This is a genomic window from Collinsella sp. LCP21S3_A3, from assembly GCF_052118905.1.
In the GTDB taxonomy this organism is placed as follows: Bacteria; Actinomycetota; Coriobacteriia; order Coriobacteriales; family Coriobacteriaceae; genus Collinsella.
Genome location: NZ_JBQKGH010000028.1, coordinates 1 through 13,343, shown reverse-complemented (window position 1 = coordinate 13,343; position 13,343 = coordinate 1). Strand labels below are relative to the sequence as shown.

Annotated in this window: 10 protein-coding genes; 2 read left to right on the top strand and 8 right to left on the bottom strand. The window is 59.4% G+C overall.

The annotated features are described in order from the left end of the window. Positions 1 to 633 precede the first annotated feature (633 nt). Together ACTQ0H_RS08830 and ACTQ0H_RS08825 are read right to left on the bottom strand one after the other, a co-directional pair. Positions 634 to 2,808, bottom strand: a complete 2,175-nt coding sequence (locus ACTQ0H_RS08830; RefSeq protein WP_441536258.1) for a hypothetical protein — start codon at positions 2,806 to 2,808, stop codon at positions 634 to 636. Between the two features lie 183 nt (positions 2,809 to 2,991). Further along, positions 2,992 to 4,881 (bottom strand): carbon starvation CstA family protein, encoded by a 1,890-nt coding sequence (locus ACTQ0H_RS08825; RefSeq protein WP_441536256.1) that lies wholly within the window; start codon positions 4,879 to 4,881, stop codon positions 2,992 to 2,994. A 453-nt stretch (positions 4,882 to 5,334) separates the two neighbouring features. Between ACTQ0H_RS08825 and ACTQ0H_RS08820 the strand changes: the two genes are divergently transcribed. Both ACTQ0H_RS08820 and ACTQ0H_RS08815 read left to right on the top strand, forming a co-directional pair. Beyond that, complete coding sequence (locus ACTQ0H_RS08820) at positions 5,335 to 5,751, top strand: type II toxin-antitoxin system Phd/YefM family antitoxin (RefSeq protein ID WP_427748363.1); 417 nt, start codon at positions 5,335 to 5,337, stop codon at positions 5,749 to 5,751. Beyond that, positions 5,642 to 6,049, top strand: coding sequence for a type II toxin-antitoxin system RelE/ParE family toxin (locus ACTQ0H_RS08815; RefSeq protein ID WP_441015903.1), 408 nt, complete (start codon positions 5,642 to 5,644; stop codon positions 6,047 to 6,049). The genes ACTQ0H_RS08820 and ACTQ0H_RS08815 overlap by 110 nt, the downstream gene beginning before the upstream one ends. A gap of 249 nt (positions 6,050 to 6,298) precedes the next feature. Here the strand turns inward: ACTQ0H_RS08815 and tsaD are convergent, their stop codons facing one another. Genes tsaD through acpS form a run of 6 tightly spaced genes read right to left on the bottom strand, consistent with a single transcriptional unit; the run spans position 6,299 to position 13,122 of the window. After that, positions 6,299 to 8,683, bottom strand: coding sequence for a tRNA (adenosine(37)-N6)-threonylcarbamoyltransferase complex transferase subunit TsaD (tsaD, locus tag ACTQ0H_RS08810; protein WP_441536254.1), 2,385 nt, complete (start codon positions 8,681 to 8,683; stop codon positions 6,299 to 6,301). Continuing rightward, the gene (tsaE, locus tag ACTQ0H_RS08805; protein ID WP_427719841.1) at positions 8,670 to 9,176 is read right to left on the bottom strand and encodes a tRNA (adenosine(37)-N6)-threonylcarbamoyltransferase complex ATPase subunit type 1 TsaE; all 507 of its coding nucleotides are present in this window, start codon (positions 9,174 to 9,176) and stop codon (positions 8,670 to 8,672) included. Before tsaE ends, tsaD begins: the two co-directional genes overlap by 14 nt. 12 nt (positions 9,177 to 9,188) lie before the next feature. After that, positions 9,189 to 9,809, bottom strand: a complete 621-nt coding sequence (locus tag ACTQ0H_RS08800; protein WP_154515160.1) for a uracil-DNA glycosylase — start codon at positions 9,807 to 9,809, stop codon at positions 9,189 to 9,191. An 8-nt stretch (positions 9,810 to 9,817) separates the two neighbouring features. Beyond that, on the bottom strand, positions 9,818 to 10,963 hold the full coding sequence (gene alr, locus ACTQ0H_RS08795) for an alanine racemase (protein ID WP_154515162.1): 1,146 nt from the start codon (positions 10,961 to 10,963) through the stop codon (positions 9,818 to 9,820). Positions 10,964 to 10,965: 2 nt separating this feature from the next. Continuing rightward, complete coding sequence (locus tag ACTQ0H_RS08790) at positions 10,966 to 12,582, bottom strand: NAD(P)H-hydrate dehydratase (RefSeq protein ID WP_427728959.1); 1,617 nt, start codon at positions 12,580 to 12,582, stop codon at positions 10,966 to 10,968. Then, positions 12,583 to 13,122 (bottom strand): holo-ACP synthase, encoded by a 540-nt coding sequence (gene acpS, locus ACTQ0H_RS08785; RefSeq protein ID WP_441538645.1) that lies wholly within the window; start codon positions 13,120 to 13,122, stop codon positions 12,583 to 12,585. Positions 13,123 to 13,343 lie beyond the last annotated feature (221 nt).

The window sequence follows — 13,343 nt, the reverse complement described above, 5'->3', positions numbered from 1 at the left end:
CAAGGGTGCGGAGCTGAGGAAACGCGAAGCGTTTTCCAGCGCAGCACGCAAGGAGCGGAGCGACGCAGCGGGGCGCGGCCGCCGGAAGGCGGACGCGGAATCCCTCCGTCCCAGCCAAGGTAACTGAGCGCCCCGGGCTTTCATCAGCCCGGGGCGCTTTCTTGTGGGCATGCGGAGGGATTCGAACCCGCAAGGGTGCGGAGCTGAGGAAACGCGAAGCGTTTTCCAGCGCAGCACGCAAGGAGCGGAGCGACGCAGCGGGGCGCGGCCGCCGGAAGGCGGACGCGGAATCCCTCCGTCCATATCAACAACGGGCTCTCCGTATCTCAACCGGCACTTGGGGACGTCCCAAAGTGCCGGCACTAAAGGAACGTCCCAAAGTGCCGGCTCATCCACCCTCAAAAGACAGACGCCCCAAGCCCGAAAGGACCAAGAGCGCCTTACATCTAGAAAATATCAGCCCCGTTCCGAAAAGCGAGCCGCCATCTACAAAATGGCGCGTGGCCCCGGCGGGCCGGGCATTAAGTTTGTCGCGAGTTCCGCACGCAAAGAAGGCCACTTAATGTGGCCTTCTTCTTGCGCAGGACTGTAGAGCAGCAAACTTAATGCCCGGCCCGCCGGGGCCACGCGTCCCTAATTGTTCAGCATGCGGTCGAAGCTTCCCGAGTCGCCATCCCGATAGTCGGCGGTCATCAGAATCTCCTGCGGAATGCGACCGCCCTCGCGCAGCACATTGCGGAACTGCACGCGCGTGACCATAGGCAGATCCTTGATCGTCGCCGCCAAATTCTGCGGCACACCCTGATTGGCAGCCGCAGGCTCGCACTCGCCGCCAGCTTTCACGCGACGCTTGTGCTCGGCGAGCATGGCACGATACATGCCGGCATGCAAGCGAATCTCAACCACATTGGCATTGCGGGCCTGCTCGACGATGCGCGCACCCTCTCGGTCGATATCGCCCACGTAGTAGACATAGTTAAAGCGATAGCCGATCTCGGCCAGATAATCATCCAGTGCGTGCGAGACGCTCGCCTTGCAGCCACCGCCAAAGATCACGCCACCCACCTTGGTGCCAAAAAGCTTAGCGTGCTTGCGGCCGCGCAAGAGCTTGACGATCTCGTCATAGGTGTCCAGGTTCTCGACCATAATGAACGGCTTGTCGGCGCCCAGCGTAAAGAAGCCCGTAAAGTGCACGGGGCGGTTGGGGGCGACCTTAATCGCCTGCATGCTGATGCCCTTTTCGGCCATACGCCTCATCAGGCGCTCGCCGTGTTTACCGTCAAAGGCCTTCTCATCGTTAAAAATCTGGTAGGCGCGCTGGCGACGCGAAGCGACCGGCGTGTCGGCACCGCGATTCTGCTCAATCCAAGCCTGGATGATCGCAATCTCCTCGGCAATCTTGCGGTTGGACATCTCGTTGTGCTGAGTGCGCTGCGAAACCTTTTTGCCGTCCTTGCCCTCAACCTTAACGATTTGAGTCTGTTGCTCCTTAATCTTGGAGAGTGCAGCAGGTGTGGGAACGACCTTGAGCAGCTGCCTGCCCAGGACACGGGCCAGAGCAAACGCCGAAACCTCGCCATGAGCGGGCGGCTCAGGCTGCTGGGAGGCCGCATCGTTTGCAGTCGGTTTGGGCTGCGTCTGGGATTTGCACTTGGAATCTGTCCGAGTATTGCGCTCTTGCTTTGGCGCGGACGAGCCCTTTTGCGAACGCTCAGGCTTGTCCCCCTTTACTGGCTGGCGCTTGGACTGCTCCGCCGGGATCTCAGTCTTCGCATCCTTGTTTTGCCCCGCTGCCTGCTCGGCCACGGATTCGGCATTTGAGCCACGGCCGCCACGGTGACGACGACGGCGAGGCTTGCTCGAAGCGCTCTCCCCCGCTTTCTCCCCCGCTTTCTCGCCCGCAGACTGCTGGCCTCGGGGCTCGACATCGCCCGTAGGCCGCGGCTCAACAGGCTTCTGCTCACGGACCATCGGCTCGGCAGCCTTCTCAGCCTTCTCCGCTGGTGCAGCGGGAGCCTGGTCGGTCTTTTCTTGACGCCTTGCGGGATACGCACGACCCATAAAGCCGCGTCCGGGACGGCATGAACCCGGAGCCTTCTTGACGGGCTCCTCGGGTGCACCAGCAGCCTCGACGGACTCCTGAACGTCGCACACAACACCTCCCTGCTCGGCCTTAAAGTGAGCACCGCGGCGACGCTTGGGCTCCTGGACCTCAGCGGCGCACTGCGGCTCGGTAACAGCCTCATCCTCGACGGGCTCGACATCCGTCGCATCCTTTTGAGCCACGGCGCGACGGAAGCGCTCCTGCTGGGCACGGCGCTGCGCATCGCGTTTACCGCCCCCGCCAAAACCGCCGCGGCCCGCCTTGGCCGTAAAGGCGCGAACGACGCTCTCGTCAAGCAGCTCATCGGTGTCGACGTTCTCGCGCGGAGCCGTTTCCACCGCAACAGGCGCCTCGACAACGTCCTCGACGGCCTCTTCGGCAGCCTCGGCAGGCTGCTCCTGGACATCGCGAATCTCGGCATTAATGGTATAGAACGCTGGGCGCCCGTTAACGCCGCTGCCCTCGATCTTGGTAACGATCTTTGCCGCGATAAGTTCATCGCGCATCGCCTTGGTGTCACATTCCTTATCGACGGAACGGAAAATCTGTGCCAGCGCACTCGACTTGATCTTGAGCGCCTTGCGGCAGAGCAGGTCGTAGGCAACCAGCTTGGCACGCTCGGCAGAAAGCGACGTCTGGCTGCTCAGACGCTCAGCCAGGGCATCGACGTTGTTTTGGTTATCGGAATATACCGTCTTGGCCACGGGGCCCCTTTCATATGTACACATATACGTCTATATGGTACAACGCACGCCCCTATCCACGCAAAACATCTGCGAGAACACCCGGGCACACTAGCTATTGCATGGAAAAAAGGCCGAGCCCGCGCAGTTGCGGACCCGGCCTTTCCGAGTCATATAGATGTGACGTTCAATCCGTTAGGTCGATTAGGCCTTGGCGGCCTCGGCGTTTGCGGGAGCCTCAGCAGCAGCAGCGCGACCATACTCGGCCTTGCCCATCTCGGACCACTCGGGCTCCTCGTCGGGCATGGAACCGGCCTCCTTGCCGAAGAGCTCCTTGAGGCAGTTGACGGCAACGATGAGGCCCAGGATCATCAGCAGGACGGCAAAGACGAGCTGCAGGCCCTTGGTGGCGGCGACGGAGACGGCGGCCGTGGTGGCGGTAGCCGGGATGGTACCGAAGAAGCCGTAGGCCTGGACGGCGGTCATGCAGCCCATAGCGCTCTGGACCAGCGAGGTGAAGGTGCAGCAGAGCAGGAAGGCGACGGGCACGTAGAGCATCCAGCCCTTGCGACCGGTGCACTTGCAGAACACGGCAAGGGTGATCATGGTCATACCGCCGAGCAGCTGGTTGGAAGCACCAAAGAGCGGCCAGATGTTGGCATAGCCGCCAAAGGCGAGGGCGAGGCCGGGGAGCAGGGTGACAACCGTGGCGAACCAGGGGTTGCCGAGGACCTTCATGTAGCCGGCCTTGGACTCGATGGCCAGGGCGTCGTTGGTCTGGGCAAAGAACTCGGAGAACGAGGTGCGGGCAATGCGGGCGACGGCGTCGAGCGAAGTCAGGGCCAGAGCGGAGACGTTCATGGTCATAAAGACGGTAGCGAGCGTGCCGTCAACGCCGAAGGCCTGCATACCGCGAGAAATGCCAGCAGCGAAGATCTGGAACGGGGTGGAAGCGACGCCGGCGTTGAGGGCGCCGGTACCGGCAGTGTTCATGTCGGAGAACATGATGCCGGCGACGATGATGGCGAGGATGCCGACGAAGGACTCGACGATCATGGCGCCATAACCGACCGTGACGGCGTCCTGTTCCTTCTCGACCTGCTTGGAAGAGGTGCCCGAAGAAACGAGGCTGTGGAAACCGGAGAGAGCGCCGCAGGCAACGGAGACAAACAGGACCGGGAACATCATGCCCGAGGTATTGCTAAAGCCGGTGAAAACCGGAGCGGTGATGGTGGCCTGGCCGTTAACGCCCAGGACGACGATGCCGAGGACAGCACAGACAATCATGACGATCATCATGATGGAAGTGAGGTAGTCGCGAGGGGTCTTGAGCATCTGGATGGGCATGGCACCGGCAAAGACCAGGTAGACCATGACGACGGCGAACCACTGGAACTTGTCCAGGTAAACCGGGAACTGCATACCGACGGCGAACATGAGGACCATGAGCACCACGCCGGTGACGAACTCGGCAGCGCCGGTGAGGTTGAACTTCTTCTGAGCCCAACCAAAGGCCATGGCGACGAAGGTGAACAGGATGGAGATGGTGCCAGCGCAGCCAGCGGCATAGGACTTGGTGAAGTCGATGGCACCGGTGGCAGCGCCAGAGGCGTCAACGACCGGGGTGAACATGAACGTCTTGCAGACCATGTCGGTAAAAGCGGCGATGACGATGATGCAGAACAGCCAGCAGAACAGCAGGAACAGGCGACGGCCGGTCTTGCCGATGTACTTCTCGATGAGCTGAGCCAAGGACTTGCCGTTGTTCTTCATCGAAGCGTACAGGGCGCCAAAGTCGTGAACGGCGCCAAAGAAGATGCCGCCGACGAGGACCCAGAGCACGACGGGCAGCCAGCCGAAGGCCATGGCGACGATCGTACCCGTAACAGGGCCAGCACCGCAGATCGAGCTGAACTGATGCGAGAACGCGGTGAAGGCTGAGACGGGCGAGAAGCTCTTGCCGTCCTTCATGCGCTTGGCAGGCGTGAGGGCCTCTTTATCAACGCCCCACTTGTTAGCCAGCCAGCGGCCGTAGCCCAGATAGCCGCAGGCGAGCACCGCCGCGGCCACAACCATGAGCAAAACTCCGTTCATTACATTTCCTCCTCTAAAAAGAACTTCCTAGACATAAAAAATGAGGGCCGTCGGTTGCGCTCGACGGCCCTCATCTTCATCAGCCGCCCGTTATCGTACGGGCTAGCTGTATGTGCTAACCCGCATCAGATAATTACTACGCTGATAATGTTTAGCTGATGCGTGAACATGTCTAAGAAATCCTCTTCAATCATGATGCGAACGATCCGTGCGTGTTCACATCCCCCAGTGAATGAAAAGGAGTATGAAACTTTAGTTGCCTAAAGTCAACGCAAATATGTAATGAATTTTCAACTTTTTTTGAATTTCTCGGTATAAAACGTCACTGACCTCGGACTTTACCCCACGACAGTTTTTGCTTGAGAGATGCTCCTCGGGGGCGGGGCGGGCGCCTGCCGCCATATATGAACTTTCCTGCTCGGGCAGTCCTGCTCACGACGGAGGCCACATTAAGTGGCCTCCTGTTCGTGCGGAACTCGCGATAAAGTTCATATATGGCGGCAGGCGCCCGCCCCGCCCCCGAGGAGTTCCCATCCCAAATCTCAACTCTGTTATCATAATTACGATAATATCCTGATAGCTCAGGAGGTAGCTGTGAATATTAGGCCGGTCTCAGATCTTAGAAATCACTACCCGGATGTTGAACGCGAAGTCGAACAGGAGGGTCCGGTTTTTCTAACTAAAAACGGGCGGGGCTCTATGGTCGTCATGAGCTTTGAGCAGTACAAGTCGCTGAGCAATACAATCGAGAGCGCACTTGATGCCGCTGATCGTCAGGCTGCCAGCATGCAACTTCGCTATACACACGACGATGTCTTTGGCTCTGTCAGAAAAATGCTCGACGGCGGTCTCGATGAACAGGCACTATAAGCTCCGCTATCTTCCCCTATTTTGGGAGGACCTCAGCCAAGCAGCGTCATATATCGCCTTTGATCTCAATAACCCCGCTGCAGCAAATAGGCTTGTCGACAATGTTGAAGCAGGCATACTCGAGCATCTCAAGAATCCAACCATGTCACCAACATACCCTTCGACAAGAAGACGGTCGCACCCGTATTACCGCTTCTACGTTGGCAACTACATGGTTTTTTATGTCGTCATCGACGACGTCATGGAAGTCCGCCGACTGCTATATAAAAGCCGAGATATTGAGTCGATTATCAGGTAGGTTTCTCTCAGCTAAAGCACGCCGTAAATTCGACGCAGGCTGGCTAACCTTGCCGGACGTTGTCGACGCCGAACCAGCTCAGTAGCTGCATCGATACAGAAAGGTTCCCGACCGGAGGGGCCGGATATAAGGTTTATCGCGAGTTCCGCACGCAAAGAAGGCCACTTAATGTGGCCTTCGTCTTGCGCAGGACTGTAGAGCAGGAAACCTTATATCCGGCCCCTCCGGTCGGGAACCGCGCCCATACGACTACAGCGTCATGTTTGGATCGGCGTCGACGTCGAACGGCGAGATTTCACCTCGGTCGAATTTGCGGCGAGCGACCTCCGCAATCATGGCGGCGTTGTCAGTACAGGCCGAGAGAGGCGGCACCGTTACGCGAATCCCCTGACGCCCGAGTTTCTTAATCATCATCTCGCGCAGATGCGGGTTGGCCGAGACGCCGCCGCCGATGCAATACTCCTTGCACCCGGTGGCGTGCAGGGCGTTCTTGGCCTTCTTGTACTGCACGTCAAAGACCGCCGCCTCAAACGAGGCCGCAAGGTCGGGCAGGTGAATCGTGCGCCCAGCCTTGGTCTCCTGCTCAATATAGAGCGTCACCGCCGTCTTGAGGCCCGAAAGCGAGAAGCGGTAGTCTCCCCTGCTGTTAAGCGCACGGGGAAAATCGATCGCGCGGGGATTGCCCGTCTCGGCGAGCTTGGAGATGATGGGGCCACCGGGATAGCCCAGACCCAGCGCCTTGGCAACCTTGTCGAAGGCTTCGCCCACGGCGTCGTCCAGCGTCTCGCCAAGCACCTCGTAGTCGCCCCATGCCTTTACGTGCACGAGCATGGTGTGCCCACCCGAGACAAGCGTAAAGATAAACGGCGGCTTAAGGTCGGGCTGCGCCAGCAGGTTGGCGAACAGGTGACCCTCCAGATGATTGACGCACACGAGCGGTTTACCGGCAGCATACGCAAAGCCCTTGGCAAAGGCGACGCCCACCACCAGGGCACCCACCAGGCCTGGGCCTTGCGTCACACCCACGGCGGCAAGCTCACTTGGCGCAATCGCTCCACCCTCAAGGCCAAGCGATACCGCGGCATCTTCAAGCGCCGCATCTACGACACTCACAATCACCTCGACATGCTTGCGCGAGGCGATCTCGGGCACCACGCCGCCAAAGCGAGCATGAAAATCAATCTGCGTCGACACCTGGTTGGCCAGCATATTGCCGTCCGCATCGATAATCGCAACAGCAGTCTCGTCGCAAGAGCTCTCGATGGCAAGAACTAGGCGACGGCGCTCGATTTCGGCACGCTCCTCGGCGGTGCGCTCGGGCTCAGGCAGCGGCCAGACGCGCTGCTCGGCAGCCGTTGGCTCGGGCGAGGCATTGTCGAGAGGAAGCACCAGGGGCAGCGACGCCGTCATGACGATGGCATCCTTGCCGACGCCGTAGTAGCCACGGCGACGACCCGCCTCGGTAAAGCCCAAGGCGCTATAGAGCGCAATCGCACCCTCGTTGCCGTCCTCAACCTCAAGCGAAGCAGTGGTGCAGCCGAGCATCTGGGCGTCATAGCTCACGTGCGACAGCAGCTTGCGGGCAATGCCCTCGCGACGATGAGCAGGATCAACCGCGACGTCCATAATCTGAACGTCACCGTCGACGACCATGCCGCCGGCAAGTCCCAGCAGCTGACCGTCGTCGTGCGCCACCCACCAGCTACGCGGCGCGGCAACGCCCTCGCCCAGCTCGGACAGGAACATGCCCGGCGTCCACGCCTCGTGTCCGGCGCCTTCAAAGCAGGCGGCCTCCAATGCGCTCGCGCCCTCGGCATCCGCCGCGCCCATGGGACGGAACTGCAGATGGCGGCCGGCGAGCTCGTCGGCAACACCCGTAATCTCGCTCTGGGCGCTCTCGGCAAGCCCAAGGCGCTTACGCTCATTTTCCTCGGCATCCGAAAGACGCGTGTAGATCGGCAAAACGCGAGCCGGATTACCGTCGCCCGCGGCGTGCGCCATCAGAAGGCCTTCGCCCGAGGGCCACCACAGGTCTCGCTCCACGCAGCGCGCAGTCTCGTCCTCACTCAGCAGCTTGCCATAACGTACGAGACCGTCACCAGTCAGCTTAACCTGGCTCCAGTCCGCGGCCTGGCGCCACTCATCAAGCGCCACGGCGGCTTTGACCACGTGTTCGCGCTCAAACAGACGCTCGGGACCTTCGTCCCCCAGCACGTACAGAGCCGGATACACCTCGCCACGCATGGCGTCGGCAAGAACACCAAGCTTGCCGCGCACGCCAGCCTTCCACGCCGTCCAGGCGCAAGCGTCAAGTGTCGACACGCCCAGCAACGGCACGTTGGCACCGCGCGCCAGACCCTTGGCGGTCGAGATGCCAATGCGAACGCCCGTAAACGAACCCGGGCCGCGTCCAACCACATAACAGCCGACATCGCCGCGATTCAGCCCGGCCTGCGCCAACACGCCATCGACGGTATTAACAAGTTCCACGTTGGCATGGCGACGACACAGATGGTCCCCGCTCACCAGCTTCGCCTCGCCCGTCTGCTCATCAATCCAGCTTGCCGCGCAGGCAAGCATGTCGGTCGAAGTATCGAGCGCCACTACCAGCGCGTTGTCGTTATGCAAGCTCATCTTGTACAGCCTTATCAATCAAATCGAAAAGCTCCGTCGCGCGCTCGCCGTGCGCCTCGAGCGCGATCGTTCGCACGTCGCTATCGTCCTCATCGCGTCTAAGCGTCACCGAGAGATACTCATCCGTCAGCTCGTCCTGAAACTGCTCGCCCCATTCCAACAGGCAAGCGCCCTCATAGCCGAGCACGTCAAAAATGCCCGTATCCTCGAGCTCGTAGGCATGCTCCAAGCGGTACAGATCAAAATGGAACAGCGGAATACGCCCCTGGTCGTGAACGGCCATGAGCGCGAACGTAGGACTCGTGACCATATGCCCGTCGCCCAAGCCGCGCGAAACGCCCTTGGTAAAGTGGGTCTTTCCCACGCCCAAGCCGCCGGTCAGTATCAGCACATCGCCATTTTCTAGACACGGTGCGACCAACTCGCCAAAATGCTCAGTATCGGCAGTACGAGCCGTTTTGTAGGTACCTAGCCCCAGGCGCTCCAGGGACATATACGCTCCTTATTATTCCGAGGCGCCCTCTGGCGCGGGGTGTCGCACCAGATAGTCGCCCAGCATCTTAAAGTCTTCCTCCAGCAACTCCTGCCACGCCGGATTGCGCAGCGCCGCCGCGGGATGAAACGTCGGCATCACCACAAAGTGCCCCATCTGATGGAACCTGCCGCGCAGCTTGGTAATGCCAATCTCGGTCTTGAGCACAAAGTGCGTTGCGGGATTGCCGAGCGTCACGATGATATCGGGCCAGATACTTCGAATCTGCTCGCGCAAAAACGGTGAGCAAGCAAGCACTTCCTCGGGACGCGGATTGCGGTTTCCCGGCGGGCGACATTTAAGCACATTGGCGATATAGACATCTTCACGCTTAAGGCCCGCCAGGGACAGAATGCCGTTGAGGTCTTCACCCGCCGCCCCCACAAAGGGCTCGCCCTGTAAATCCTCGTTACGGCCCGGCGCTTCACCAATAAACATCACGCGAGCGCGGGGGTTTCCCACCCCAAACACGATATTGTGGCGCGACTGGTAAAGCTGGCAAAGGCGGCAATCACCCAGGACGGCCTCAATCTCCTCGAGTGCAACTTCGCGCGGCGCCTGATGGCTATGGCCGGGGATGTGCATAACGCCCATAGCGGCCCCTACACGTAGACCTTGTCGAGACGCATGCCAAAGCCGCAGGCGACCTCGTAGTTAATCGTGCCGCGCAGGCGCGCCATTTCATCCATGGTAATCTCGGCATCGCCATCGCGACCGATAATTATCATCTCGTCGCCATGTTCGGCCTCGGGAATCTCGTGAGCCGGGTTGGACTGAATGGCAACCATAAACTGATCCATGCAGATATTTCCGACCTGACGCACGCGCTCACCGCGATACAGCACGTCCATACGATTGGAAAGCGTGCGCGAAAGGCCGTCGGCATATCCGATCGGCAGCGTGCAGATCTGAACGCGTGTGCGCGGTACGCGGTAGGTAAAACCGTAGCCTACGCCCTCGCCCATCGCAGGATGCGCCACGCGCGTCACGCGCGCATGGACGCTCATCACGGGATCAAGCTGCATCACGCGGCCGCTCAGCTCGCACGGCTGCATGCCATACAAGCCAACGCCAGCGCGAATCATATCAAAATGCATCGAGGGGTCGAGCATCGAGGACGGCGTGTTGGCACAGTGCACGATACCGCACTCAAAACCCGCATCCTTAATGGCCTGAACGGCCTCGGTAAAGCGCTGGCACTGCAGCTTGTAGTCCCAACCCGATGGTTCGTCGGCCGTGGCAAAGTGCGTAAATACGCCGTCGCACTGAATACCGCGATGGAAATTAATACCGCGGACAAAGTCGAGCACCTGCGTGTAGTGAACGCCGATGCGGTTCATACCCGTCTCGATGGCAAGATGATACTTGCCCACCTTGCCCGCCGCGACGGCACATTCACCATACGCAAGAGCAAAATCGGACGTATAGACCGAGGGCATGATATCGAACTCGAGCAATGAAGGAATAGCCTCGATGGGAGGTTCGCTTAGAATCAGGATGGGTTTGGTGATTCCGCCCTGGCGCAACTCAATACCCTCGCTGACCGTCGCCACGGCAAACATGTCGGCACCGGCCGAATACATGATCTTGGCGCACTCGACGGCTCCATGACCATAAGCATCGGCTTTAACCACGCAGCACAGGCGCTGACGCGGATCTAGCAAGTTCTTATAGGCCCTCGTATTGCGGCGGAGCGCCCCGCGGTCGATCTCGACCCAGGACCAACGCGTCAAATCGGCTTTATTCATGATTAGTCATCCGACCCTTCGTCCATGATTCCCAGATCATCGAGCGCATCCTTTGCCGCCAATTCCATGGCGGGACCGATCAAGTCGATAAGATCGGTCGCGATAACGCTCTTCTCGCCATACTCCGTCGCCGCAGCAAAGCCGGCATAGCTGTGGAGTGCGACGGCATACGAGTACAGCAGCTCCCAACGGTCCATCTCGTCACGCATGGTCGCAAGCGTTCCTGCAAGGATACCTGCGAGGACATCACCCGAGCCAGCGGTCGCCAACGACGCTGGGCCCGAAAGCGGCAGCAGCACGCGCTCGACGCCGCAAATGGCCGTCGTCGGGCCCTTAGCGATAACAACGAGATTATCGGAACCGGCAGCCCAGACAATCTTTTGAGCAGCGGCAATCGCAGTGCCAAGATCATTGACCTCGTCGCCGGCAACGAGACGCGAAAGCTCGCGATAATGCGGCGTCATAACGAGCGGCTGCTCGCGACGGTACATCTCGGGATTACTGTCGATGCCGTCGATTGCAATCTTGGCAAGGCAGTTGAGCGCATCTGCATCTAGGATAAGCGGCACATCGAGCTCAAGCAGGCCCGAAACGACTTGCATCGATCCGGCAGACGTCGTCATGCCAGGCCCGCACACAACGCAGCTGTACTTCTTAGCAATCTCGCACACTGTCATACGCGCAGCGGCACCAAATGATCCACGGGAATCAGACGGAATGGCGAAAACGGGAATCGACGGGAGCGCCATACGAATAAGGTTGGCGCACGCATCGGGCGTCGCAACGGCCACATAACCGGCACCAGCACGAGCGGCAGACTTTGCGGCCATGATGGCGGCACCAGGATATTGTGCCGACCCGGCAACGATGAGCGCGGAGCCGCGCGAATACTTATCGATATTCGTGGGCAGCGGGGCAAAGTAGTCCACCAGATCACCGGGCTCAACGATCTCGGCAGCATGATCGACATCATCGATGACTTCGTCGAGGCGGTCATACAGACCGCCACACACCAGGTCGCCAGCATACTCCGGACCGTCAGCGCTGTAGAGGCCGATCTTAGGGGCAATCATCGTCACGGTACGCTCGGCACGGATGCAGTCGTCATCCACAACGCCCGTCTCGGCATTCAGGCCCGAGGGAACATCGATAGAAACAACGTGATCGGCGCACTCGTTAACCGTAGGAATCCAAATAGAAAACGGCGCACGAAGGTTGCCGTGAAAACCGGTACCAAAAATAGCATCGACCACGACATCCGCTTTGTTAATGAGAACCTCTAGCTCGTCTCGCGAAGGCCCAACGCACACATGAACGTCGCGACCGGCGGTGCGACGGGCAACGTGACGAGCAAGGGCAGCAGGAATCTCATCCGGCTCAACTGGAGAAACGATATCAACATCAACGCCCTTATGGGTCAGGATATCCGCAGCGACCCAACCATCACCGCCGTTATTGCCAAAGCCGACCAGCACAAGAACGCGATCAGGGTTGAGCTTTAAAATTTCGTTGGCGGCAAATTCACCTGCCAACTCCATGAGCTCGGCCTTCGAGGTGCCCTCGCGCTCGATGATATCCTCGAGGCGAACGACTTCCTCGGTACTCAAAACCGGTTTCATCTATACTCCTTGCGTATCTTGCGGATCATCGATCAAATGCTCCGACAAAGCAGATTGTTGCAGCTGTTCAAGCTCATCCAATACAGAACGAGCCTCTTTAAATGTCTGGGCAACGCGCTCCTTGGTGCTCATTTTTTCTTCCTTAGGCTTAGGTCGAGCATCCTCGGTGATCGCGATGGCACTAGCGACAGCCAAGTCACCCGTAAGGGTAATAGAAAGAGCAACCTCGACAACACCCAAATCCTGGGCGATTTCGAGAGCGCGACCAGAAAGCAGAGCCTTTGGCTTGCCGAGCCTATCGCGTGTTACGGAAACATCCTTACGTCCAACGCCCTGACTAAACCCCGTTCCAAGTGCCTTAAGTACCGCTTCGCGAGAGGCAAAGCGGCTGGCATAATGAGCGGCAGGGCGAGACGACGCATCGCAATACGCACGCTCTTCATCGGTAAACACGCGCCGGGCAAACGACGGTGTCTTCTCAAGGATTGATTTCATTTGGGAAATCTCGACGATATCAACGCCGATACCAGCTTCAGCCATGTTCACCTCCATGCTACACAGACTACGATATTGTAGCCCGTTCAAAGAAGATGCGACAAACGAGGGTTATAAAACACAGCTACTATGTGAGACAAATTGCCTGAGAAACGAAAAAGGGGGAGGCCGCGAGGCCTCCCCCTTCTCAGTCCAAGCGCACGGCTCGGTGCCGTCCACCGGTCAGCGGCGCCCTGGCCTCCCACGGGCTGGCCCCGCAGTACTCT

Excerpts from the sequence above, each read along its gene's own strand:
- ACTQ0H_RS08800 (WP_154515160.1), bottom strand. The coding sequence starts at position 9,809 with ATGGGCGTTATGCACATCCCCGGCCATAGCCATCAGGCGCCGCGCGAA.
- ACTQ0H_RS08825 (WP_441536256.1), bottom strand. The coding sequence starts at position 4,881 with ATGAACGGAGTTTTGCTCATGGTTGTGGCCGCGGCGGTGCTCGCCTGC.
- alr (WP_154515162.1), bottom strand. The coding sequence starts at position 10,963 with ATGAATAAAGCCGATTTGACGCGTTGGTCCTGGGTCGAGATCGACCGC.
- tsaE (WP_427719841.1), bottom strand. The coding sequence starts at position 9,176 with ATGTCCCTGGAGCGCCTGGGGCTAGGTACCTACAAAACGGCTCGTACT.
- ACTQ0H_RS08815 (WP_441015903.1), top strand. The coding sequence starts at position 5,642 with ATGCCGCTGATCGTCAGGCTGCCAGCATGCAACTTCGCTATACACACG.
- ACTQ0H_RS08790 (WP_427728959.1), bottom strand. The coding sequence starts at position 12,582 with ATGAAACCGGTTTTGAGTACCGAGGAAGTCGTTCGCCTCGAGGATATC.
- tsaD (WP_441536254.1), bottom strand. The coding sequence starts at position 8,683 with ATGAGCTTGCATAACGACAACGCGCTGGTAGTGGCGCTCGATACTTCG.
- acpS (WP_441538645.1), bottom strand. The coding sequence starts at position 13,122 with ATGGCTGAAGCTGGTATCGGCGTTGATATCGTCGAGATTTCCCAAATG.